Raw genomic sequence first — 23,133 nt, 5'->3', positions numbered from 1 at the left:
CGATCCCCCCGCCCGGCCCGGCGGTGCCGCCGCCTCCGCCGCCTCCCGGTCCGATGCCCGCGCCGCCGTTTCCGCCGCCACCGCTGACCGCGTCGGCACCGCCCCCGGCTGGCCCGTCCAGAACCGCGCCACCGGCGCCGGGCCACCACTCGGGCTGGGCCGCCACCGCGAGTGTCTCCGCACCCACCACGACATCGCCGGACTCCGGGCCGTCCGCGTTCTGGTCGTCTTCCGCGCCGCCGGTCCCGGCTGCGCCGGCGACCCCGCCGTCCTCCGCGCCACCCGTGGTGCCGGCGCTGCCGGCCTGGCCACCACCGACCAACCCGGCCACGCAGCGGGACGGCCTGCCCGCCGGCGCCGGCACGGCGGGGGACGCCGGTCTCCCCGGTTTCCGGTGTCCCGGCGTCGGGCCCGCCCGCACCGGACCGACCGGCGTCCGGCCTGTACGGCGCGGCCCCGACCACCGCCTGGCCGGCGGCAGCCACGAGCGGGGTTCCCGCGCCCGCGACCGGTCCGGCCGGCAGCCGGGCTGCGGTCGGTGTTCCCGCCGGGCGTCCGGAGCCGGGAACGGCCGACCTGGCCAGCATCGTGTACGGCACCGACGGGCCGGGCTTCGCCACGGTCGCGCTGCCGACCGGCAACCAACTGGACAATTCCGGCTCGCTGACCGGGCACATCCTGGCCCAGGGCTGGACGGATGCCCCGGCCGCCCGGTCCAGCACCGCCAAGGTGGTGATCGTCATGGCGGCGTCGCTCGGGCTGCTCGTCGCGATCGGGGTGCTCGTCGTACTGCTGGCCGGCGACGCCATGGACGGGCTGGTCGGCGGCCTCCTCAACAGCTGAGGGGCCCGCGGATGGTGAGCCCGCCCACTACCTTTCCAGGGCACGGTGGCGGGATTGCCGTGTCGCCGTACACTTGTCGTGATCACTGACCCCGGCGCGCGTGAGGCGCGCCCATGGGCGATCTTGCGGGCGATCCGGCGGCGTTCAGCTGCGGCAGGCCATCGCGAAGATGCGCCCCGCTCGAAAGGCATTTCTTGACCACCTTTGCTGACCCCAGCACGTTCCCGTCCGTCTTCGACGCCTCGGCCCACGCGGGCGACCCGGCCGGCATCACCGCCGTCGCCGAGACCGCTCCGGCCGGCACCACCACCGACGACAGCGCGACGATCGACGCCGCCGTCGACACGCCCGCCGACACCCAGACCGACAGCAAGGTCGACACGGACACCGACGGCGAGGCCCTCGTCGAGGCCGACGTCGACTTCGCCGCGCTCGGCCTGCCCCAGCCGCTGGTACAGGCACTCGGCCGGCTGGGCATCGCCACGCCGTTCCCGATCCAGCGGGCCACCGTCCCGGACGCCCTCGCCGGGCGGGACGTCCTCGGCCGGGGCCAGACCGGCTCCGGCAAGACCCTCGCCTTCGGCCTGCCGGTGATCGCCCGGCTCGCCAAGCGCGCCCGGGCCCGCCCGCTGCACCCCCGGGCCCTGGTGCTGGTGCCCACCCGGGAGTTGGCCATGCAGGTCAACGACGCTCTCGTGCCGCTCGGCAAGGCCGTCGGAATCTTCCTCAAGACCGCCGTCGGCGGCGTGCCGTACGACCGGCAGATCGACGCGCTCCGGCGGGGCGTCGAGATCGTCGTGGCCACCCCCGGGCGGCTGGGTGACCTGATCAATCGGGGCGTCTGTCACCTCGACGACGTCGAGGTGACCGTCCTCGACGAGGCCGACCAGATGGCCGACATGGGCTTCCTGCCGGAGGTCACGGAGCTTCTCGCCAAGACGCCGGCCGGCAGCCAGCGGCTACTCTTCTCGGCCACCCTGGACGGTGACGTGGACTCGCTGGTCAAGCGGTTCATGACCGACCCGGTCACCCACTCGACCGCCCCGGCCACCGCCGCCGTTTCGACGATGGACCACCACCTGCTGCTGATCCCGCCGCACGACAAGTTCGCCGTGACGGCGTCCATCGCGGCCCGGGCCGGCCGGACGATGCTGTTCGCCCGTACCCAGCTCGGGGTGGACCGGCTCGTCGAGCAGCTCGCCGCCGTCGGCGTACGAGCCGGCGGGCTGCACGGGGGCAAGACGCAGCGCATGCGTACCAAGACCCTGGCCGAGTTCCGCGAGGGCCGGATGAGCGTGCTGGTCGCCACGGACGTGGCGGCTCGGGGCATCCACGTGGACGGTGTCTCCCTGGTGCTGCACGTGGACCCGCCGAAGGAACCAAAGGACTACCTGCACCGGGCAGGACGTACGGCCCGGGCCGGCGAGTCCGGGGCGGTGGCCACGCTGGTGCTGCCCAAGCAGCGCCGGACCACGCTCGCCATGCTGGAGAAGGCTGGCGTCGAGCCGGCGGAGACCCGGGTCCGGGCCGGCGACCCGGCCCTGGCCGAGCTGACCGGTGCCCGCGAGCCCAGCGGCGTGCCGGTCCGCGACGAGGCTCCCGCCCCGCGCCGGCACGGCGACCGCCCGTCCGCCCCGCGCCGGTTCGAGGACCGGGGCGAGCGCCGGTACGGCGACCGACCCACGGGCGAGCGCCGCTACGGCGACCGGGACGGCCGGGGCGAACGCGGCTTCGGCGACCGGCCCGCAGGCGAGCGCCGCTACGGCGACCGGCCCACGGGCGAGCGCCGCTACGACGACCGGGACGGCCGGGGCGAACGCGGCTTCGGCGACCGACCCGCAGGCGAGCGCCGCTACGGCGACCGACCCGCAGGCGAGCGCCGCTACGACGACCGACCCGCAGGCGAGCGCCGCTACGACGACCGCCCGTCCGGCGGGCGGCGGTTCGACGAGCGGGCCGGTGGCGAGCGCCGCTACGGCGACCGGCCCACAGGGGAACAACGCTACGACGACCGGCCGACCGCCCCGCGCCGCTACGAGGACCGCCCCGTCGGCGAGCGCCGCTACGGCGACCGGCCCGCCGGGGAGCGGCGGTTCGCGGAGCGGGGTGAGCGAGGCGGGGACCCGCGTACCGGAGATCGGCGGGGCAGCTTCCGTCCCGAGGGGCGCGGACGGGACGACCGACCGCGCGACGACCGGCGCGGCTTCGGCGGGCGACCGCCGGCGCGTACCCACTGATCCTGGCGACGACCGGAACGCCGCTGCGAGCCCACGCTCCGCAGCGGCGTTTCCGCTTGTCCTGCCGGCGCCAACGGCGTGCCGTAACGTCCGGTTCATGCCGATCACGACGAAATCGCTGTTCTGGGCCCGGATGGACACCGCCGGAACCGAGCACGTGGTGTTCGACGAAAACAGCGGGCTCGGCGCGCAGGGCATCGCCCTCGCCGTCGACCCGATCCCCTACACCTGCCGGTACCGGCTGACGACCGGGTCCGACTGGGCGACCAGCCGGCTGGAGGTCGAGGCCGAGGGCGCGGGCTGGCAGCGGAGCGTACGCCTGGAACCGGCCGGCGGCCGGTGGCGCGTGACCGCCGCCGAGCAGGGCAACCTGGACGCGGCGCTGCGGGCGGCCGGGCATCCGCCGGCCGGCCTGCCCGGCACCGACGACCCGGACCGGCTGGCCGGCGCAACGGACGTCGACCTGGGCGGATCGCCGCTGTTCAACACCCTTGCGGTACGCCGGCTCGGGCTGGTCTCGGCGACGCCGGGGACGGCGCACCGAATCACCGTGGCGTGGGTGCTGGTGCCCAGCCTGACGGTGCTGCCCGCCGAGCAGGTCTACACGGCCTTCGGCCCCGGCTGGGTCCGCTTCGCCAGCGGGACGTTCACCGCCGACCTTGACGTCGACCCGGACGGCTGGGTGATCCACTACCCGGGCCTGGCCGACCGCGTCGCCCCCCGTTGAGCCCTCCCGGGCGCAGAGGGGTGTTAGGAAGGGCCCCCTGTACAACAGAATGCGTTAACAGGGGGCCCTTCCTTTCACGCGGGCCAGGTGCCGGTGGCGAGGAAGCGGTCGACGGTCGCCAGATGCGGGGCGAGGTCGAGCCCCTGCCCGGCCACCCAGTCGTCGGCGTAGTACGTGTCGGCGTACCGGTCCCCCGGGTCGCAGATCAGGGTGACCACCGAGCCGGCGCGGCCCTCGGCGAGCATCCCGGCGATCAGGCCGAACGCGCCCCACAGGTTGGTGCCCGTGGAGCCGCCGACGCGGCGGCCGAGCAGGGCCGAGCCGGCCCGCATGGCGGCCAGGGAGGCGGCGTCGGGCACCCGGACCATCCGGTCCACCACGGCGGGGAGGAACGACGCCTCGACGCTGGGCCGCCCGATCCCCTCGATCCGCGAGCCCCGGCCCGTGCACACCGACCAGTCGGCGGCCTGCCAGGCGGGGTAGAACGCCGAGTTCTCCGGGTCCACCACGCAGAGCTTCGTGGGCAGCCGCCGGAACCGGGTGTACCGGCCGATGGTGGCGCTGGTGCCGCCGGTGCCGGCCCCAACGACGATCCAGGCCGGCAGGGGGTGTCGCTCCAGCGCGAGCTGCGCGTAGATCGACTCGGCGATGTTGTTGTTTCCCCGCCAGTCGGTGGCCCGCTCGGCGTAGGTGAACTGGTCCATGAAGTGGCCGCCGGAGTCCTCGGCGAGCCAGCGCGCCTCGACGACCACCTTGGCTGGATCGTCGACGAGGTGGCAGCGCCCGCCCTGGAACTCGATCTGGCTGATCTTCTCGGGCGAGGTGGACGCCGGCATCACCGCGATGAACGGCAGCCCCAGCATCCGGGCGAAGTACGCCTCGGAAACCGCCGTCGAGCCGGAGGACGCCTCGACGATCGTCGTCTCCGGGCCGATCCAGCCGTTGCAGAGCCCGTACAGGAACAGGGATCGGGCGAGCCGGTGCTTCAGCGAGCCGGTGGGGTGCACCGACTCGTCCTTGAGGTAGAGGTCGATCCCCCATTCCCGGGGCAGCGGGAACGGCAGCAGGTGGGTGTCGGCGGACCGGTTGGCATCGGCCTCGACCGTGGCGATCGCCTCGGTCACCCACGTCCGGCTGGCCTCGTCGCACCGGTCGAGATGAGTCATGTTCGGAAACGTAGCAAGCGGATCAGCCCTGGTCGCGGCCGATCAGGCGGCGGGCCGATCAGGTCACGGGTCGCCAGGCGGCGGGGCGGTCAGGCGGCGGGGCGGTCCAGCGGCTGTGGGCGGTTCTCCCACTTGGTGGAGAGGGCGATCCCGGTCCGGGTGGAGGCCACCCCGGGGGTACGGTTCAGCCGCACGATCAACTGCTCCAGCTCGGCGATGGTGCCGACCCGCGCCTTCAGCAGGAACGACTCGACCCCCGCCATGAAGTAGCAGGACTCGATCTCGGGCATCCGCCGGAACGCCTCCAGCACGTCGTCGGTGTCACCGCCGGAGTCCTCGACGATGCCGATCAGCGCGGTCACGCCGAGGCCGATGGACTCGGGCTCCACCTCCGCCCGGTACGCCCGGATGACGCCGCTCGACTCCAGCTTGCCGACCCGCTCGTGCACGGCCGGAGCGGAGAGCCCGACCTGGCGGGCCAGCTCGGCGTACGAGAGTCGGGCGTTGCCTTGCAGCAGCTCCACGAGGCTGAGGTCGATGGCGTCCACGGATTGTGACCCTAGTCGTTTGGGCGTAACGCCGGTCGCCCGGCATGCGTTGCACATGACAGCAGGTGAGTGTCCGCAGACCTTCGGTCGAGGGAGAGCAGAGCCGGTCCCGTTTACTAACTTCCCACTCAGTGCGTTTTTCGCGTTTGGCGGACAGGCCAGGTCGCTGGTGCTGTAATTGCCATACGTCCCTCATGACGGCTCTGGGCTCGCACCGGCCGGGGGCAGTGTGTTCAGCCGAGGGCTTCGTCGACGCGAGGAGGGGGCTGTGGACACTGGAGATCGCCTGCTGACACCGGGTGAGGTCGCCGCGCTGTTTCGGGTTGACCCGAAGACTGTGACGCGCTGGGCAGCGGCCGGCCGGATCGGCAGCATCCGGACTCCAGGCGGGCATCGCCGGTTTCGGGAATCCGAGGTGCGAGCCCTGCTTGAGGGGGAGGGCATGCTGGACGAGACGGACGACATGGGAAAGGCCCGTAACGCCGGCCCCGCCGCGTCGACCGGCCCCGGCCCGGCCAACGCCGGGATGTACTGACCAGGTGCGCTGACGGGCACGGGCCGGCCAGTCCGGTCCGCGTCCCGGACACCTATCTCGCGGCCGGGGCGACCCACCGCGCCGCTCAGGAGCGGTCGGTGCCCAGTTCGCCGGACCAGCGACGAAACAGGGTGTGCGGCACGCCGAGCGCGTCGAGCACCTTGCCCGCCACAAAGTCGACGAGCTGCCGCGCGGAGGCGGACGCCCCGGCGCCGTAGAAGCCGGGGCTGGCCGGTAGCACCACCGCCCCGGCGTCGTGCAGGGCGATCAGGTGTTCCAGGTGGCTGCGGGTCACCGGCGTCTCGCGGGGCACGACCACCACCGGCCGGCGCTCCTTGAGGTTGACCTCGGCCGCCCGCTGCAACAGGTCCTTGGACAGACCGATCGCGATGCCGGCGCAGGCCGCCGTGCTGGCCGGGACGACCGCCATGCCGCGTACCTGGTAGGAGCCGCTGCTGGGCCCGGCGGCGAGGTCGCCGGCGGGCCAGTGCCGCAGGTCGGCGTCGCCCAGGTCGCGCCCGAGCCAGGCCGCGAGGTCCTCGGCCCAGTGCGCGTCGCGGAAGGCCCGCCCGGTCTCGTCGAGGATGGTCAGCCGGGCGGCCCGGGAGACGATCAGGTCCACCGGTTCGCCGGCGTCGAGCAGCCCGCGGACCACCGCCGCCGCGTACGGTGTGCCCGACGCGCCGGAAACCCCCACCACCCATGGTTCACGCATACCGTCCAGCCTGCCTGGTCAGGGCGGCCGACTGCCGGCCACCCCCACCCCCGGGGCGGGTGGGGGCACCAGCGCGGCAGCGACCTGTCATGCTGCGGTGGGCGATCGACGTCCCACGGGAGGAAATCGGTGATGCCCGACGATGTCCTTCGGTCGCTGCGCGCCGACTGCCCGATCCCGCCTCGGCTGTCGCCGTACGCCGATCGGGTGCAACGCTGGCTCGACGACCGGATGCCCAGCGTCGGCCTCCCGCTCGACGGCCCCGCCCTGGACCGGTTGTCCCGCGCCCGGTTCGCCCGGTACGCCGGCCGGCTCTACCCGCAGGCCACCGAGCCCGACCTGCGCGTGATCGCGGCCCTGTTCACCTGGTTCTTCCTGGTCGACGACGCCTGCGACGGGCCGGACAGGCTGCACCCCGACCAGATCATGGCGCTGCGGCACGGGACGCTCCGCCTGTTGCGCGACGGCCCCCGGGGGCAACACCCGGGCCTCACCGGCCCGCTGCGCCGGCTGCTGGTGCGCGCGTGGCGGGAGCCGCGCCGCCGGATGCCGGACCGCTGGCGGGAGCAGTTCGCCGACGCGGTCGGGCACCACCTGCACGGTGTCTGGCAGGAAGCGGTGGACAAGACCGCCGGCCGCCCACCTGGCGTGGCCCGGTACGTCGAGCTGCGCCGGGCCACCTCGGCGGCGTACGTGTCGTATTCGCTGATCGAATTCGTCACCGGCCGGGCGCTGCCCGACGCGGTGTACCACCACCCGCGGCTGCGCGAGATCGCGGACCTCGGCAACGACCTGCTCTCCTGGTACAACGACATCGCCTCGTTGGAGCGGGACCGGGCCACCTCCGGCGGGCACAACCTGGTGCTGGCCCTGGCCGCCGAGCGGGGTGTCGGCGTTAACGCCGCGGTCGGCCTGGCCGCCGAGCGGTGGCGGGCGGCGCTGCGCCGCTTCGTCGAGCTGCGCGCGGGCGTGCCGTCGTTCGGGCCGGCGCTGGACGAGGCCGTCACCGAACATCTCGACGGGGTCGCCGCCGCCGTTCGCGGCACGATTGAGTGGACGCTGGAGAGCGCCCGCTACCGCAAGGAGGGGCCCCTTGTTGACGCCCCCGATAGAGCAGGGGCCCCTTCTTAACCACGAGCCCACGAGCCCACGAGCGCACAAGCCCGCGAGCGCACAAGCCCGCGAGCGCACAAGCCCGCGAGCGCACAGAACCGCGAGCCCACAAAATTGCAAGCGCACAAGGCCGCGAGCGGACCGGCTCAGGGGCGCACGCCCAGCCGGGCCACCAGGTCGAGCAGCGCGAACACGAACAGCGCGATGCCGACGAACCCGTTCGCGGTGAAGAACGCCCGGTTGACCTTGCTCAGGTCGGTCGGGCTGACCACGAGGTGCTGGTACCCGAACGCGGCGGCGGTGAGCGCCAGCCCGATCCACCACGGCCAGCCGAACCCGACGAGCGCCCCAAACCAGATGAACAGCGCGAACGTCACCCCGTGCGCGACGGTGGAGGCGTGCAGGGCGAACCGCAGCCCGTACCGGGCGGGGACGCTGTGCACGCCGATCTCGCGGTCGACGTCGACGTCCTGGCAGGCGTAGATCAGGTCGAAGCCGCCGATCCACAGGCCGACGGCCGCGCCGAGCAGCCACGCCGGCCACGAGCCGGCGAAGGTGCCGGTGACGGCGAGCCACGCGCCGACCGGGCCGACCGCCTGGGCGATCGCGAGGATCGCGTGCGGCCAGTTGGTGAACCGCTTGCCGTACGGGTAGACGATCAGCGGGATCACCGCGAGCGGCGCGAGCGCCAGGCAGAGCGGGTTGAGCAGGGCGGCGGCGGCGAGGAACACCACGAGCGCGACGGCCGCGCCGGTCCAGGCCGTCCGCAGGCTCACCGCCCCGGTGACCAGCTCACGGGCAGCGGTACGCGGGTTCCGCGCGTCGATGTGCCGGTCAAGGATCCGGTTGGCGGCCATGGCGAACGTCCGCGCCCCGACCATCGCCACGGTGATCAGCAGCAGGTCACCCCAGCGCACCCGCCCGCCGTTGACCTGCATCGCGGTCAGCGCCGACAGGTACGCGAACGGCAGCGCGAAGACGGAGTGCTCGATCGCGACGAGCTTGAGGAAGGACTTGACGCGGCCCGGCCGCGCGGGCGTAACGGCGGCGGTCGCCATCAGATCCCGTACTCCTTCCAACGCTTGTCGACCAGCGACACGACCTCGGGGGCCATGGTCATCTCCTCGGGCCAGCCACGGGTGTAGCCCTCGGTGGGCAGCTTGCGGGTGGCGTCGACGCCAACCTTGCCACCCCAGAACTGCTGGTACGACGCGTGGTCGAGGTGGTCGACGGGCCCCTCTGTGAGCAGCAGGTCGCGAGCGTAGTCGACGTTGCCGAACGCCCGGAAGGCGACCTCGTGGTAGTCGTGCACGTCGCAGTCGTCGTCGACGATCACGATCAGCTTGGTCAGCGACATCAGGTGCGCGCCCCAGATCGCGTTCATCACCTTCTGGGCGTGCTTCGGGTAGCGCTTGCGGATCGACACGATCGCGCAGTTGTGGAACACCCCGGCGGCCGGCAGGTCGTAGTCGACGATGTCCGGGATCAGCAGCTTCAGCAGCGGCTGGAAGATCCGCTCGGTGGCCTTGCCGAGGCCGTGGTCCTCCTGCGGCGGCTTCGAGGTGACGATCGAGTGGTAGACGGCGTCGCGCTGCATGGTCATCGTCTCGATGTGCAGCACCGGGAACGGCTCGACCGGCGTATAGAAACCGGTGTGGTCGCCGAACGGCCCCTCGGGCAGCCGCTCGCCGGGCTCCAGGTACCCCTCCAGCACGATCTGGGCATGCGCGGGCACCTGGAGCGGGACGGTGAGGCAGTCGACCATCTCGACCCGTTCGCCGCGCAGGAACCCGGCGAACAGGTATTCGTCGATGTCGCTGGGCAGCGGCGCGCTGGCCGCGTACGAGACGACCGGATCGCAACCGATCGCGACCGCTACGGGCAGGCGCTGGCCGAGCCGCTCGGCGACCGCGTGGTGGGCGGTGGAGTCCTTGTGGATTTGCCAGTGCATGCCCAGGGTGTTGCGGGAGTGCTGCTGGAGCCGGTAGAGGCCGAGGTTGCGCTTGCCCGTCTCGGGGTGCTTGGTGTGGGTGAGCCCGTAGTTGTGAAAGATCCCGCCGTCGCCGGGCCAGACCTGGAGGCCGGGCAGCCGACCCAGGTCGACGTCGTCGCCGGAGTACACCACCTGCTGACAGGGGGCGGTCTTGACCTTGCGCGGCGGCACCGACTTGAGCTGCATGACCTTGCCGAGGCCCTCGCGGATGCCGGACCAGCCGACCGGCAGCTCCGGCTTGATCAGTGCGCCGATCCGCGCGCCGATCTCGTCGAGGGAGTCGACGCCCAGCGCCATCGCCATCCGCTTCTCGGTGCCGAACAGGTTGATCGCCATCGGCAGCTCGCCCCGGGTGGGCCGCTCGAAGAGCAGCGCGGGGCCGCCGGCCCGCACGGTCCGGGTGACGATCTCGCTGATCTCCAGCGTCGGGTCCACCGGGACGCTGACCCGGCGCAGTTCCCCGGCCCGTTCCAGAGCCGCGAGGAAGTCCTTTAGATCGGTGTACGGGAACCCACGTGCCGCCATACCCCCAGTCTCCCGCACCCCCTTGAGATGCAAGGAAGGGCCCCTTGTTAACGCATTCTGTAGAGGAAGGGCCCCCTGTTAACAGCCGACACTCCTGCGCTGGAGAAGAGGAAACCACCGGGTGGACGGGGCCGGGCACCCACCGCTCAGTCCACGTACAGCCGGGCGGCGTCGACAAGGACCACGTCCGGCCGGCGCGCCGCCTCCCGGGCCACTTCGTCGGTGAAGCCCTCGGCGCTGGCCAGCAGCAGTCGGGCACCCGCCGCGTCGAGCCCGGCGCGGCCCACCAGCAGGTCACGCGCCCGGCCCAGCCGCTTCGTCCGAGCCCCGCCGCTGCTCCAAGGCCGTCCAGGCCGGCCGCATCACGGCCTGGTAGAAGGCGATGAGCGGCTCGGTGATTCGATACCGGCTCCGCCCGCCGCGCAGCGGCTCCGGGGCGCGGACGAGCAGACCCGCGTCCTCCAGGACGGTCAGCGGGTGTTGCAGGTCCGTCGCCTTCCGGCCGATGTAGCCGGCGATGCCGCCCCTGGTCGCGTTCCCCTCCGCCACCGCCGCCAGGACCGAGTGGTAGAGCGCGACGTCCCGCAGGTCGGGCTCCTCGGCGAGCAGGTAACGCGCGCCACCAACAGCGAGTCAGGAACGGACGAACCTCGGGGTGCTCAAGCTCGTGCTCTCCCCGGCCAGCTACACCTGGCAGTTCCTCCCGGTGGTCGGCTCCTCCCGGTGGTCGGCGGCACCTTCACCGACTCGGGCACCGGCACCTGCCACCGACCCTGGGGGCCGGCCGACCGCGCGTGCGGGTCGGATCGGGCTGGTCAGCTCACCCCGGCGTACGAGTGCAGGCCGGTGAAGAAGAAGTTCACCCCGAACAGGTTCATCAGCATGGTGAGGAAGCCGAGGATGGCGATCCAGGTCGCCACGTTGCGCCGCACGCTCGGGGTGGCCCGGGCGTGCAGGTAGCCCGCGTACACCACCCAGGAGATGAACGCCCAGGTCTCCTTCGGGTCCCAGCCCCACGGCCGGCCCCACGCGGCCTCCGCCCAGATCGCCCCGGCGATCACCGCGAAGGTGAAGATCGGGAACGCGAAGGCGTGCAGCGTGAAGGTCAGCCGTTCCAGGCCGGCCGCCGCCGGCAACCGCTTCGCCAGCGTGTACGGGAAGCTGCGCCGGCCCCGCTCGTACCCGTTGCGCATGAGGAACGCGACCGCCGGCACCACGCCGAGCAGGAAGATGCCGGACGAGAAGCTGATCGTCGACACGTGCACGATGAACCAGTACGACTGGAGCGCCGGGGTCAGCGGCACCACCTCGACGTAGAGCTTCATCTCGGCGAACGCCAGCAGCAGCACCATGACCAGGGTGAGGAACAGCCCGAGGCGGCGCAGCGAGGGGCGCTTCCACAGCACGGCCAGCCACGCCGCCGCACCGACGAACGACACGGTCAGCACGAACTCGTACATGTTGCCCCAGGGCATCCGGTCGGCGGCGATGCCGCGGGTGACCGTGGCCGCGAGGTGCAGCGCGGCGGCGAGCGCGGTGATCCAGACCGCAGCGCGGCCGGCCAGCAGGCCCCGGTCCGCCGAGCGGTCGCCGCCGGCCGGCGCGGCGTCGGCCTTGGCGATCGGAGCGTCGGGCAGGGCGTCGGCGCTGGCGACCGGCGCGTCGACCGGGCCGCCGGCTCTCGCCCCGACCCCCGCGCCGACCAGCTCACGCGCGGGCGCGGCGGGCCGGGCGACGGCACGGGCGTTACCCAGGGCGTACTCGACGGCATGGCTGATCATCGCGATCAGGTACGCCAGGATCGCGAACGTGACCAACTGGTCGGAGAGTGCGGACATCACTGCGCTCCTTCTCGCGTCCCGGCCGGACCGCCCGCGTCGTGGCCCCCGCCGGCCAGCTCGCCCGGCGTAACATCGCCGGCCCGGCCGCCTGCCCCACCGTCGCCGGCCCGGCCGCCTGCCCCACCGTCGCCGGCCCGGCCGCCCGGCGTCACGTCGCCGCTGATAACGGCAACGAGCTGCGCGAACTCGTCGGCGAACCCTGGATAGTCGGTGCGCGGCAGGCCACCGACCTCCACCAAACTACTACCGGCCGTCGGAGATCCACCGGCGGGGTCGGCCGCGCCGGCCGTCGCCCGGTCGGGCCCGGCCGGCGTGACCCGGAACCACACCCGGCGACGCCTGCCGAACAGGGCGCCCATGAGACCGACCAGCAGCGTCGCCGAGCTGCCGAGCAGCAGGATCGAGCCGGGGTCGTACCGCACCGAGATGGTGATGTACGGCTTCGTGCCGACGAACTCCAGCACGCTGCCGTCGTCCAGCGTCCACTTCTCGCCGACGGCGAGCTTCCGGTCACCGATCTGCTTGAGCTTGCCGCTGGCGACCTGGCGCTGGTCGAGCTGGTACACCGAACCGGGGATGCCGGCGTCCATGCCCAGGTTCCCCCGGTAGGCGACCAGTACCACCGCCGGGTTGCGTTCGGTCGGGAACTCCGACCGGGTGAACGGGGCCTGCTGGGGCGCGGTGGGCAGGTAGAGCCCCTCGAAGGCGACCTGGAGGCCGGCGTCCCGCTTCCCCGTCGCCGGGTCGACGTTGACGTCCGGGAACGCGGCCACACCCTCGCTGGTAAGGGTGGCGTCCCCGGTGGTCAGGAACGGGAAGTTGCTGGTCTGCGTCCTGCCGTACCGGTCGGTGTAGCGCAGGATCGGCGCGTAGCCGTGGCCGAGCAGGTAGATGTTGGCGTCGCCGAGGCGCAGCGGGTCGTTCACCGAGAAGGACGCGGTGCGGGTGGCCCGGCCGGCCTCCTCCACGTCGACCGTGGCCCGGTACGACTCCGGCTGCGTCGACTCCAGGAACGTGGCCTCGAAGTCGGTCAGCGTCAGGCAGAACGGCGGCAGGCCGGCGCTGTCCACCCGGGGGCCGAGCTTGGCCTCGGCGTACTGCTGGCGGGTGTTGCAGAACGCGTTCTCCGCGCCGGCCACCAGCAGCTTGTTGCCGTGCCAGCCGTACCAGGAACCGAGCGCGACGCCGAGCAGCACGGCGATCAGCGAGGTGTGGAACAGCAGGTTGCCGGTTTCCTTGAGGTACCCCTTCTCGGCGGACACCTCGTTGCCGCGTACCTGCGCCCGCCAGCGGCGGCGGCGCAGCTCGGCCGCGACGGCCTCGGCATCGGTGGCGACGCCGGTCAGCACGGCGTGCTGGGGCAGCCGGTCCAGCCGCTGCGGCGCGGCCGGCGGCTTCGCCCGCAGGGCGCGCACGTGCTCGCGTAGCCGGGGCACGATGCAGCCGATCAGCGAGGTGAACAGCAGCAGGTAGATCGCGGAGAACCAGACCGACCCGAACACCTCGAACGCGCCGATCCGGTCCAGCCTCGGGGCCAGGTCGGGGTGGTCGACGAAGTACTTGTTGACGTTCTCCGGGTTCACCCCGCGCTGCGGCAGCACCGAGCCGGGGATCGCGGCGACGGCGAGCAGGAAGAGCAGAATCAGCGCCGTACGCATGCTGGTGAGCTGCCGCCACGAGTTACGCAGCAGGGCCAGCACCGGGTTGGGCCGGCGGCGCGGCGCGGCGGCCGGCGGGGCCGGCCGGTCCTCGACGACCGTCATCAGATGCTCACCTCGCCCACGCCCACCGTCGTCTGCAACCAGATCACGAAGTTGGTCCACCCGCCGGTGACCAGCGCCAGGCCGATCAGGACCAGCAGGATCCCGCCGACCCGGGTGACCCAGCGGCTGTTGCGTCGCACGGCGCGGAACACCCCGAGCAGGCGGTGGAAGGCCAGCCCGAAGACGACGAACGGCACGCCCAGCCCGAGGCAGTACGCCACGGCGAGCACCACGGCCCGGTCGAGCTGCCCGCCGGGGGTGGCCATGCCGAGCACCGCCGCGAGCGTCGGGCCGGTGCAGGGCATCCAGCTCAGCGCGAAGACCGCGCCGAAGACCGGGGCCCCGAGCAGGCCGGCGGCGGGCAGCCGGTGGATACGGAACTCCCGTTGCAGGCCCGGGAGCACCCCGACGAACGCCAGCCCGAGCACGACGATCAGCGCGCCGACGCCGATCTCAAGCTGCCGCTCGTACTGGATGAAGACCCGGCCGACGCTGGCGAACAGGATCGCGGTGGCGGTGAACACGGCGGTGAAGCCGGCGATGAACAGCAGCGTCCCGGCGAGGACCCGCCCCTTGACCACCGCGCCGGGCCTGCGCCCTCTCTGGGTACGCTCGGCCGCCCGTTCCCGCACCGCGACCCCGCCGGCCGTATCGCCGAATCGGGACGGGCCCGCCGGATGGCCGTCCCCGCCGCCGGCCGCCTGCCCGCCGCCCGGGGTGTCGACAGGGGGCCCCTGCTCTACCGGAGGCGTTGACAGGGGGCCCTTCCTTGCATTTTCCAGGTCGGCGCCGGCCAGGCCGGTGACGTAGGAGAGATAGCCGGGGACCAGCGGAAGGACGCACGGGGAGAGGAAGCTGACCAGCCCGGCGAGCGCCGCCGCGCCGATGGCCAGCAGCAGCGGGCCGCTGCTGGCGATGTCGTGGAAGGTCTGGCCCATCAGCGCGAACCGTTGGGGGCGGGTCGCTCGGCGGCGATCCGCTCGACGATCGGTCGCAGCCGGTCCTGGGTGACCGCCGACCGGATCACCACGGCGACCCGGCCGTCCCGGTCGAGGATCACGGTGGCCGGGATGGTGTTCGGCGCGATGTCGAAGGCGAGGGCGAGCCGGCTCGGCGGGTCGAACAGGCTCGGGTAGGTCACCCGGCCCTCCTCGAACGCGATGGCCTTGTCCTGGTTGTCCTGCACGTTGATGCCGAGAAACGTCACCCCGGACGCCTTGGTGGCCTGGTAGGTGGCCTCCAGGTCGTCGGCCTCGGCGCGGCAGGGGGCGCACCAGGAGCCCCAGAAGTTGACCACGACGACCTGCCCCAGGTCCTTCGCGACGTCGTAGCTGCCGCCGGTGAGCAGTTCACCGGCCAGCTTCGGGGCGGCGGAGCGCTGGTCGGGGGCGCACTCGATGACCCCGTCGGTGGTGGTGCAGCGCTGCTCCTGACTATCGGAGGAGCAGGCGGTCAACGCCGCCGTGGTCGTCACGGCCGCGAGGAGCCCCACGATCCACCTTCGGGCTGACATCAGGCCCCCTTGGCCGTCCGGGCGGTCGGCGATGTGGCGACGAGGTGGGCGGCGGGCTCGGTGTACCCGATCCCTACCACCTTCGCGCCGTCGAAGTGGAACGAGGTGAGGCTGGCCAGCCCGCACTGCCGCTTGCGCGGGTCGTGCCAGAGCCGCTTGCGCTCGACGTACCGGCGCAGCGTCCAGATCGGGAGCTGGTGGGAGACCAGCACGGCCTCCCGCCCCTCGGCGGCGACGCGGGCCGCGTGCAGGGCGGCGAACATCCGCTCGGCGATGGTTCGGTACGCCTCGCCCCAGGACGGGGTGACCGGGTCGCGCAGCACCCACCAGTTACGCGGGTCACGGAACGAACCGTCGCCCGGGGAGACCTTCTTGCCCTCGAACCAGTTGGCGCTCTCGATCAGCCGCTCGTCCACCCCGACGGGCAGGCCGAACTGCGCGGCGATCGGGTCGGCGGTCTGCTGGGCGCGTTCGAGCGGGCTGGCCACCACGTGCACCACGTTCCGCTCGGCGAGCCCCTGGGCCGCCGCCTTGGCCATCTGCACGCCCAGCTCCGACAGGCGGAAGCCGGGCAGCCGGCCGTACAGGATCTGGCCCGGGTTGTACACCTCGCCGTGTCGCAGTACGTGGACCACCGTCTTGCTCACCGCAGCGCCCCCTTCGTTCGCGACTGCGGGGCTCGCAAAACCGGCTCACTCCTCGCGCTCACCACTACCCCCCGTTGCCCACCGCTGCCGCCGCGTTCGCCGCCGCCGGAAGGGCCGCGGCGATCTGTTCCAGGGCGGCGTCGTCGATCGCCGCCGAGACGAACCAGGCCTCGAACGCGCTCGGCGGCAGGTAGACCCCGTCGGCGAGCATCGAGTGGAAGAACGCCCGGAATGCCGGGACCTGCTGGGTCCGCGCGCTGTCGTAGTCGACCACGTCGGCGTCCGTGAAGAAGATCGAGAACATGCTGCCCGCGTACGACAGGTGGTGCGGGACCCCGGCGGCGGCCAGCGCGTCGGAGGCCAGCTTGCCCACGACGGCGGCGGTGTCGTCGAGCCTGCGGTAGACCGCGTCGTCGGCCAGGCGCAGCGTGGCCAGGCCGGCGGCGCAGGCCAGCGGGTTGCCGGAGAGCGTGCCGGCCTGGTAGACCGGGCCGGCCGGGGCGAGCCGCGCCATGATCTCCGCGCGCCCGCCGAAGGCCGCGGCGGGCAGCCCACCACCCATGACCTTCCCGTACGTCCACAGGTCGGCGTCGACCGGGTCGAGGCCGTGCCAGCCGGAGCGGGAGACCCGGAAGCCGGTCATCACCTCGTCGACGAGGAGCAGCGCGCCGTGCGCGTGGGCGATCCGGGCGAGCTGGGCGTTGAACCCGTCGCGCGGGGCGACCACGCCCATGTTGCCGGCCGCCGCCTCGGTGATGATCGCTGCGATGTGCTGGCCCTCGGCGGCGAACGCCTCCTCGACGGCGGCGACATCGTTGTACGGCAGCACGATCGTCTCGCTCGCCGCCGCGCCGGTGACGCCGGGCGAGTCGGGCAGGCCGAGGGTGGCCACGCCGGAGCCGGCGGCGGCGAGCAGCGCGTCGACGTGCCCGTGGTAGCAGCCGGCGAACTTCACGATCTTGGAGCGGCCGGTGAAGCCCCGGGCCAGCCGGATCGCCGACATGGTGGCCTCGGTGCCCGAGTTGACCAGCCGGACCTGCTCGACCGGGGTCCGGTCGACGATCTCGGCGGCCAGCTCGACCTCTCCGGGGGTCGGGGTGCCGAAGCTGGTGCCCCGGGCGGCGGCGGCCTGGACGGCCTCGACCACCTCGGGGTGGGCGTGCCCGAGCAGCAGCGGCCCCCAGGAGCAGACGAGGTCGACGTAACGCCGGCCGTCCGCGTCGTGGAGCCAGGGACCCTCCCCCCGGACCATGAAGCGCGGGGTCCCGCCGACGGCCTGGAACGCGCGCACGGGGGAGTTCACCCCGCCCGGCACGATGGCGCGGGCGCGGTCGAACAGGGCCTCGGAGGCCGGCGCGTCGGCCGGGTAGCGGCCGGTTCCGGCGGAAAAGTCATCGGTCACGATGTCGCCATTGTGTCAGCGCCGGGCGGCGAATCGGTAGCGACCCCTGCTCGGGGTTACCGGGCTCACCCGGCGGCGGTGCCCACCTGTGCGACAGCCGCCTCCGGCGGGGGCGGACCCGCGCCGAACTGCCTCAGCGGGCCGGGTGAGCCGGATCGCGATAGGCTGACCCGGTGGATCGTGCCGAACTGTCCATCGCGGTACACCGAACGGGCGACGAAGTCGTGCTTCGCCTCGCCGGTGAGATCGACATGCTCACGGCCACCCAGCTCTCGACCGTCGTCAACGAGGCGCTCGCCGATCCGCCGCCGCGGATCGTGCTCGACCTGGGTGGCGTCACCTTCTGCGACTCGCAGGGCCTGGGCACCCTGGTCGTCCTCAGCCGCAAGGCCAGCCATGCGCAGAGCCTGCTGATCCTGACCAACGTCGGCGACTTCCTGCTTCGCGTCCTGGACATCACGGGCCTCCGCTCGGCCCTGATGATCCGCAACGGCGCCCCCGCCGACTGACCCCGGCAGCACCGGCCCACGCCGGGCCAGTCGGGCCGGTCGCGAGCGCCGCCCAGGGCCGCGCCGGGCGGGCTACAGGCTGTGACCCCAGCGGGCCTGTTCGAGGAGTTCGACGGCGCGGGCGTGGGAGTCCGGAGCTTCGCCGCGCAGCAGCGTCGCGGCCTCGTCGACCGCGTCGGTGAGCGCCCGCCACTGCGCCTCGCGCTCCCGAACCAGGTCGGACTGCGCGGCCAACTGCCGGGTCTTCACCCACAGCTCGACGAAGACCGACACCTTGGCCCGCAGCACCCAGGGGTCGAAGGGCTTGGTCAGGTAGTCCACCGCGCCGACCGCGTACCCGCGCAGGGCGAGCTGGGCATCCTTGTCGGCGGCGGTGAGGAAGATGATCGGCACGTGCCGGGTACGTTCCCGCCGCTTGATGTGGCTCGCGGTCTCGAAGCCGTCCATGTCCGGCATCTGCGCGTCCAGCAAAATTACCGCGAAGTCGTCCACCAGCAACTGCTTGAGCGCCGCCTCCCCGCTCTCCACCGCCACCGACTGCACCGGCAACCCCTGGAGAATCGCCTCCAGGGCCATCAGATTCTCCCGCCGGTCGTCGACCAGCAGCGCTTTGGCCGTCTGGGTCACGAAATCTCCTCGCCTCGGCTGCCGCTCACCCAGGACGCCATCAGCTCGATCAGCTCGTCCAGGTCGACCGGTTTGGTGATGTAGTCGCTGCCTCCCGCCACGAGCGCGGACTCGCGGTCCCCGGGCATCGCCTTCGCGGTCAGGAAGACGATCGGGAGGTCGGCGAAGTGGTGGTTACGCCGGATCTGCCGCGTCGTCTCGTATCCGTCCTGGTCGGGCATCATCGCGTCCATCAGCACGACGTCCACCTCCGGATGCTCGGCCAACAGGCGAACCCCGTCCGCGCCGTTATCCGAGTACAACACGGTCATACCGTGCAACTCCAATGCGCTGGTGAGCGCGAAGACGTTCCGCACGTCGTCGTCGATGATCAGCACGTTGACGCCCTCCAGCCGGCGGGTGGCCGGCGTCTCGGCCGGCTCCGACAGCGCCAATGGGGGCATGAGCAGCGACGACGGCAGGCCCGCCCGGGCCGGCGAGGGCGGTGCCGGCGCGACCACCGCGTCCGGCGCCAGCACCTCCGGTACGTAGAGAGTAAAGGTGGAGCCCTCCCCGGGCGCGGAGCTGACCGTGATCGAGCCGCCGAGCAGGCGGGCCAGGTCCCGGCTGATCGACAGCCCCAGCCCGGTGCCGCCGTAGCGGCGGCTGGTCGTCCCGTCCGCCTGCTGGAACGCCTCGAAGATCAGCGACAGCTTGTCGTCCGAGATGCCGATGCCCGTGTCGATCACCGTGAAGGCGATCACCTGCCGGGCGTTGATCAGCGCCGGGACGTCGAAGACGACGTTCTCGGGGGCCGGGGCGATGCGCAGCGTCACCGCGCCGCTGTCGGTGAACTTCACCGCGTTGGAGAGCAGGTTGCGCAGAATCTGCTGCAACCGCTGCGCGTCGGTGACCAGCGCCGGGGGCAGCTCCTTGGCGAGCAGCACCTGGAAGTCGAGGCCCTTCTCCTCCGCCTGCGGGGCGAACGCCTGCTCGACGTACCCCCGGATCTCGGCGAACTGGACCTCGGTCGGCTCGACGTCCATCCGGCCCGCCTCGATCTTCGACAGGTCGAGGATGTCGTCGATCAGGCGCAGCAGGTCCGAGCCGGAGCCGTGGATGGTCCGGGCGAACTCGATCTGCTTCGGGGTGAGGTTCTGCTCCGAGTTCTCCGCCAGCAGCCGGGCGAGCAGCAGCAGCGAGTTCAGCGGCGTACGCAGCTCGTGGCTCATGTTGGCCAGGAACTCCGACTTGTACGCCGACGCCCGGGTGAGCTGCTGCGCCTTGTCCTCCAGGCCGAGCCGGGCCAGCTCGATCTCCCGGTTCTGGGTCTCGATGTTCGCCTTCTGCTCCGACAGGAGTTGGGCCTTGTCCTCCAGCTCGGCGTTGGTGCGCTGCAACTCGGCCGACTGCTCCTGGAGCTCGTGGGCCAGCCGCTGGGACTGGGCCAGCAGTTCCTCCGTGCGCCGGTTGGCCTGGATGGTGTTGACCGCCACGCCGATGGTCAGCACCAGCCGCTCCAGGAACGTCAGGTGCAGCTCGGGGAAGGCCGCCACGCTGGCGAACTCGATCACGCCGAGCAGCTCGCCCTCGAACAGGACGGGAAGCACCACCAGGTCGGCCGGTGGGGTGTTGGCCAGCCCGGAGCGCAGGGTGAGCCGGCCGTTCGGCGACGCGCTCACCCGGATGGTCCGGCGGGAGAGTGCGGCCTGCCCCACCAGCCCCTCACCCGGCCCGAACGTGACGTCGTGCCCCCGGGCCACGTAGCCGTACGAGGCCGTCAGCCGCAGCCGCATGCTGCCGTCGGAGGTGTCCGCCAGGAAGAACGCGCCGAGCTGCGCGTCGACCAGCGGGGTCACCTCCATCATGATCATTCGGCAGACCTCGCCGAGGTCCCGCTGCCCCTGGAGCAGACCGCCGATCCGGGCCAGGTTCGAGTCCAGCCAGCCCTGCTCGGCGTTCTTCTTCGTCGTCTCCCGGAGGGTGACGATCATCTGGTTGATGTTGTCCTTCAGGTCGGCGACCTCACCCTGCGCCTCGACCGTGATCCGCTGGGTCAGGTCGCCCCGGGTCACCGAGGTCGACACCTGGGCGATGGCCCGTAGCTGGGTGGTGAGCGTCGAGGCAAGCTGGTTGACGTTCTCCGTCAGGTCCCGCCAGGTGCCCGAGACGCCCTTCACCTGGGCCTGGGCACCCAACTTGCCCTCGATGCCGACCTCGCGGCCCACGCGGGTCACCTCGTCGGCGAACGACCGGAGCTGGTCCACCATCGTGTTGACGGTGTTCTTCAGCTCCAGGATCTCGCCCTGCGCGTCCACCGTGATCTTTTGCGACAGGTCACCCTTCGCCACCGCCGTGGTGACCGAGGCGATGTTGCGCACCTGCGACGTCAGGTTCGACCCCATCGAGTTGACGTTGTCCGTCAGGGCCCGCCACGTACCCGAGACGCCCTTGACCTGGGCCTGACCGCCCAGCTTTCCCTCGGTGCCCACCTCCCGGGCCACCCGCGTCACCTCGTCGGCGAACGAGCTGAGCTGATCCACCATCGTGTTCACCGTCGACTTCAGCTCCAGGATCTCGCCCCGGGCATCCACCGTGATCTTCTGCGACAGGTCACCCTTCGCGACGGCCGTCGAGACCTGGGCGATGTTGCGCACCTGGGCGGTCAGGTTCGACGCCATCGAGTTCACGTTGTCCGTCAGGTCCCGCCAGGTGCCGGCCACGCCGCGCACCTGGGCCTGGCCGCCCAGCTTGCCCTCGGTGCCCACCTCCCGGGCCACCCGCGTCACCTCGTCGGCGAACGAGCTGAGCTGATCCACCATCGTGTTCACCGTCGACTTCAGCTCCAGGATCTCGCCCCGGGCATCCACCGTGATCTTCTGCGACAGGTCACCCTTCGCCACCGCCGTGGTGACCGAGGCGATGTTGCGCACCTGCGACGTCAGGTTCGACGCCATCGAGTTCACGTTGTCCGTCAGGTCCCGCCACGTACCCAGGACGCCCTTGACCTGGGCCTGACCACCCAGCTTGCCCTCGGTGCCCACCTCGCGCGCCACGCGGGTCACCTCGTCGGCGAACGAGCTGAGCTGATCCACCATCGTGTTCACGGTGTTCTTCAGCTCCAGGATCTCGCCCTGCGCGTCCACCGTGATCTTCTGGCTCAGGTCGCCCTTCGCCACGGCCGTCGAAACCTGCGAGATGTTGCGCACCTGGCTGGTCAGGTTGCCGGCGAGCTGGTTGACGTTCTCCGTGAGGTCGCGCCAGGTGCCGGAGACGCCGCGCACCTGGGCCTGACCGCCCAGCTTGCCCTCGATGCCCACCTCGCGCGCCACCCGCGTCACCTCGTCGGCGAACGAGCTGAGCTGATCCACCATCGTGTTCACGGTGTCCTTCAGCTCCAGGATCTCGCCCTGCGCGGCGACGGTGATCTTCTGCGACAGGTCACCCCGGGCGACGGCCGTCGAGACCTGGGCGATGTTGCGCACCTGGGCGGTCAGGTTCGACGCCATCGAGTTGACGCTGTCGGTCAGGTCCTTCCAGGTGCCGGCGACATTCGGCACGTCGGCCTGGCCGCCCAGCTTGCCCTCGGTGCCCACCTCCCGGGCCACCCGGGTCACCTGCTCGGCGAAGAGACGCAGCGTGTCGGTGAGCGAGTTGATCGTGTAGGCCAACTCGGCGACCTCGCCGCGTGCCCCGACCGTGATCTTCTGCGACAGATCGCCCTTCGCCACCGCCGTCGCCACCTGGGAGATCGACCGCACCTGGCCGGTCAGGTTCGACGCCATGGTGTTCACCGAGTCGGTGAGGTCCTTCCAGGTGCCGGCCACCCCGCGCACGTCGGCCTGGCCGCCCAGCTTGCCCTCGGTGCCCACCTCCCGGGCCACCCGGGTCACCTCGTTGGAGAAGGACGAGAGCTGGTCGACCATCGTGTTGACCGTCCGACCGATCCGCAGGTACTCGCCGCGCAGCGGGCGACCGTCGATCTCCAGCGCCATGTGCTGGGAAAGGTCGCCGTCGGCCACGGCCACGATCACCCGGGCGATCTCGGTGGTCGGGCGGCCCAGGTCGTCGATCAGCGAGTTGACCGCCCGGTGGCCCTCCGCCCAGGAACCCTCCAGCCCCTCCTCGTCCAGGCGCTGGGTGAGCCGGCCGTCCCGGCCGACGACCCGGCTGATCCGGCGCAGGTCGAGGTGCTGCCGCTCCTGGAGGGCCACCACGTCGTTGAACGCGTCCGCCACCTCGCCGGCCCCACCCGCCCGGCGGGGCAGCCGCACCTTCAGGTCGCCACCGCGCACCCGGCGCAACGCCGCCGTCAACTCGCGGAGCAGGGCGGACGGGTCCGGCGCGGACGGGTCCGCGGCTACCGGGTGTTTCGCCGTGGTCATCGCATTCCTCGCTTTTCGGGGGCCGCCGGCGCCCCGTCGACGCACCGGCCGTCTCATCATTGTGC

21 protein-coding genes and 1 pseudogene are annotated in these 23,133 nt (G+C 72.2%); 6 read left to right on the top strand and 16 right to left on the bottom strand.

Annotated features, from left to right (window positions below):
- Positions 1–331: pseudogene (locus MCAG_RS34895) on the bottom strand (hypothetical protein); the annotation flags it as partial.
- A 257-nt stretch (positions 332–588) separates the two neighbouring features.
- Between MCAG_RS34895 and MCAG_RS16355 the strand changes: the two are divergent.
- The 3 genes from MCAG_RS16355 to MCAG_RS16345 all read left to right on the top strand — a co-directional run bounded on the left by MCAG_RS16355 (position 589) and on the right by MCAG_RS16345 (position 3,807).
- Positions 589–843: a hypothetical protein gene (locus MCAG_RS16355; protein WP_198141575.1), complete on the top strand. Its 255-nt coding sequence runs from the start codon at positions 589–591 to the stop codon at positions 841–843.
- 437 nt (positions 844–1,280) lie between these two features.
- Positions 1,281–3,080, top strand: a complete 1,800-nt coding sequence (locus MCAG_RS16350) for a DEAD/DEAH box helicase (protein WP_198141746.1) — start codon at positions 1,281–1,283, stop codon at positions 3,078–3,080.
- Between the two features lie 97 nt (positions 3,081–3,177).
- Positions 3,178–3,807 carry a putative glycolipid-binding domain-containing protein gene (locus MCAG_RS16345; RefSeq protein ID WP_007074090.1) on the top strand — a complete coding sequence of 210 codons (630 nt, stop codon included), beginning with the start codon at positions 3,178–3,180 and terminating at the stop codon, positions 3,805–3,807.
- 74 nt (positions 3,808–3,881) lie between these two features.
- On the opposite strand, the gene MCAG_RS16340 is transcribed toward MCAG_RS16345, so the two are convergent.
- Both MCAG_RS16340 and MCAG_RS16335 read right to left on the bottom strand, forming a co-directional pair.
- On the bottom strand, positions 3,882–4,973 hold the full coding sequence (locus tag MCAG_RS16340) for a PLP-dependent cysteine synthase family protein (protein WP_007074089.1): 1,092 nt from the start codon (positions 4,971–4,973) through the stop codon (positions 3,882–3,884).
- A gap of 89 nt (positions 4,974–5,062) precedes the next feature.
- Positions 5,063–5,521, bottom strand: coding sequence for an Lrp/AsnC family transcriptional regulator (locus tag MCAG_RS16335; protein WP_007074088.1), 459 nt, complete (start codon positions 5,519–5,521; stop codon positions 5,063–5,065).
- Between the two features lie 268 nt (positions 5,522–5,789).
- Here MCAG_RS16335 and MCAG_RS16330 point away from each other — a divergent pair, with 268 nt between their 5' ends.
- Entirely contained in the window at positions 5,790–6,056 is a 267-nt protein-coding gene (locus tag MCAG_RS16330; RefSeq protein ID WP_007074087.1) for a BldC family transcriptional regulator, read from the top strand.
- Between the two features lie 85 nt (positions 6,057–6,141).
- Here the strand turns inward: MCAG_RS16330 and MCAG_RS16325 are convergent, their stop codons facing one another.
- Positions 6,142–6,771 (bottom strand): UbiX family flavin prenyltransferase, encoded by a 630-nt coding sequence (locus tag MCAG_RS16325; protein WP_036373727.1) that lies wholly within the window; start codon positions 6,769–6,771, stop codon positions 6,142–6,144.
- 132 nt (positions 6,772–6,903) lie between these two features.
- On the opposite strand from MCAG_RS16325, the gene MCAG_RS16320 reads away from it, so the two are divergent.
- Complete coding sequence (locus MCAG_RS16320) at positions 6,904–7,902, top strand: terpene synthase (protein ID WP_036373724.1); 999 nt, start codon at positions 6,904–6,906, stop codon at positions 7,900–7,902.
- Positions 7,903–8,030: 128 nt separating this feature from the next.
- On the opposite strand, the gene mqnP is transcribed toward MCAG_RS16320, so the two are convergent.
- The 10 genes from mqnP to hemL form a co-directional block, all read right to left on the bottom strand.
- The gene (gene mqnP, locus MCAG_RS16315) at positions 8,031–8,942 is read right to left on the bottom strand and encodes a menaquinone biosynthesis prenyltransferase MqnP (protein WP_036373722.1); all 912 of its coding nucleotides are present in this window, start codon (positions 8,940–8,942) and stop codon (positions 8,031–8,033) included.
- A complete protein-coding gene (locus MCAG_RS16310; protein ID WP_036373719.1) occupies positions 8,942–10,402 on the bottom strand; it encodes a menaquinone biosynthesis decarboxylase in 1,461 nt (486 codons plus the stop codon). Before MCAG_RS16310 ends, mqnP begins: the two co-directional genes overlap by 1 nt.
- A gap of 146 nt (positions 10,403–10,548) precedes the next feature.
- Positions 10,549–10,689 carry a hypothetical protein gene (locus MCAG_RS34890; RefSeq protein WP_232290197.1) on the bottom strand — a complete coding sequence of 47 codons (141 nt, stop codon included), beginning with the start codon at positions 10,687–10,689 and terminating at the stop codon, positions 10,549–10,551.
- Positions 10,690–10,696: 7 nt separating this feature from the next.
- Positions 10,697–10,951: a hypothetical protein gene (locus tag MCAG_RS34885; RefSeq protein ID WP_007074082.1), complete on the bottom strand. Its 255-nt coding sequence runs from the start codon at positions 10,949–10,951 to the stop codon at positions 10,697–10,699.
- 266 nt (positions 10,952–11,217) lie between these two features.
- Complete coding sequence (gene ccsB, locus MCAG_RS16300) at positions 11,218–12,240, bottom strand: c-type cytochrome biogenesis protein CcsB (RefSeq protein ID WP_036373716.1); 1,023 nt, start codon at positions 12,238–12,240, stop codon at positions 11,218–11,220.
- A complete protein-coding gene (locus tag MCAG_RS16295) occupies positions 12,240–14,006 on the bottom strand; it encodes a cytochrome c biogenesis protein ResB (RefSeq protein ID WP_083802290.1) in 1,767 nt (588 codons plus the stop codon). Before MCAG_RS16295 ends, ccsB begins: the two co-directional genes overlap by 1 nt.
- Positions 14,006–14,944 (bottom strand): cytochrome c biogenesis CcdA family protein, encoded by a 939-nt coding sequence (locus MCAG_RS16290; RefSeq protein ID WP_007074079.1) that lies wholly within the window; start codon positions 14,942–14,944, stop codon positions 14,006–14,008. Before MCAG_RS16290 ends, MCAG_RS16295 begins: the two co-directional genes overlap by 1 nt.
- Complete coding sequence (locus tag MCAG_RS16285) at positions 14,944–15,519, bottom strand: TlpA disulfide reductase family protein (RefSeq protein ID WP_007074078.1); 576 nt, start codon at positions 15,517–15,519, stop codon at positions 14,944–14,946. The genes MCAG_RS16290 and MCAG_RS16285 overlap by 1 nt, the downstream gene beginning before the upstream one ends.
- A complete protein-coding gene (locus MCAG_RS16280) occupies positions 15,519–16,166 on the bottom strand; it encodes a histidine phosphatase family protein (protein WP_007074077.1) in 648 nt (215 codons plus the stop codon). The genes MCAG_RS16285 and MCAG_RS16280 overlap by 1 nt, the downstream gene beginning before the upstream one ends.
- 64 nt (positions 16,167–16,230) lie before the next feature.
- Entirely contained in the window at positions 16,231–17,568 is a 1,338-nt protein-coding gene (gene hemL / locus MCAG_RS16275; RefSeq protein WP_007074076.1) for a glutamate-1-semialdehyde 2,1-aminomutase, read from the bottom strand.
- Positions 17,569–17,741: 173 nt separating this feature from the next.
- Between hemL and MCAG_RS16270 the strand changes: the two genes are divergently transcribed.
- Positions 17,742–18,077, top strand: a complete 336-nt coding sequence (locus tag MCAG_RS16270) for an STAS domain-containing protein (RefSeq protein ID WP_007074075.1) — start codon at positions 17,742–17,744, stop codon at positions 18,075–18,077.
- 72 nt (positions 18,078–18,149) lie between these two features.
- Here the strand turns inward: MCAG_RS16270 and MCAG_RS16265 are convergent, their stop codons facing one another.
- Both MCAG_RS16265 and MCAG_RS16260 read right to left on the bottom strand, forming a co-directional pair.
- The gene (locus tag MCAG_RS16265; RefSeq protein ID WP_007074074.1) at positions 18,150–18,704 is read right to left on the bottom strand and encodes a two-component system response regulator; all 555 of its coding nucleotides are present in this window, start codon (positions 18,702–18,704) and stop codon (positions 18,150–18,152) included.
- Entirely contained in the window at positions 18,701–23,068 is a 4,368-nt protein-coding gene (locus tag MCAG_RS16260) for a HAMP domain-containing protein (protein ID WP_007074073.1), read from the bottom strand. Before MCAG_RS16260 ends, MCAG_RS16265 begins: the two co-directional genes overlap by 4 nt.
- Positions 23,069–23,133 lie beyond the last annotated feature (65 nt).

Origin of the sequence: Micromonospora sp. ATCC 39149 (assembly GCF_000158815.1) — a bacterium.
Lineage (GTDB): Bacteria > Actinomycetota > Actinomycetes > Mycobacteriales > Micromonosporaceae > Micromonospora.
The sequence above is the reverse complement of the archived record's forward strand: the minus strand, read 5'-3'. Positions and strand labels throughout refer to the sequence as shown.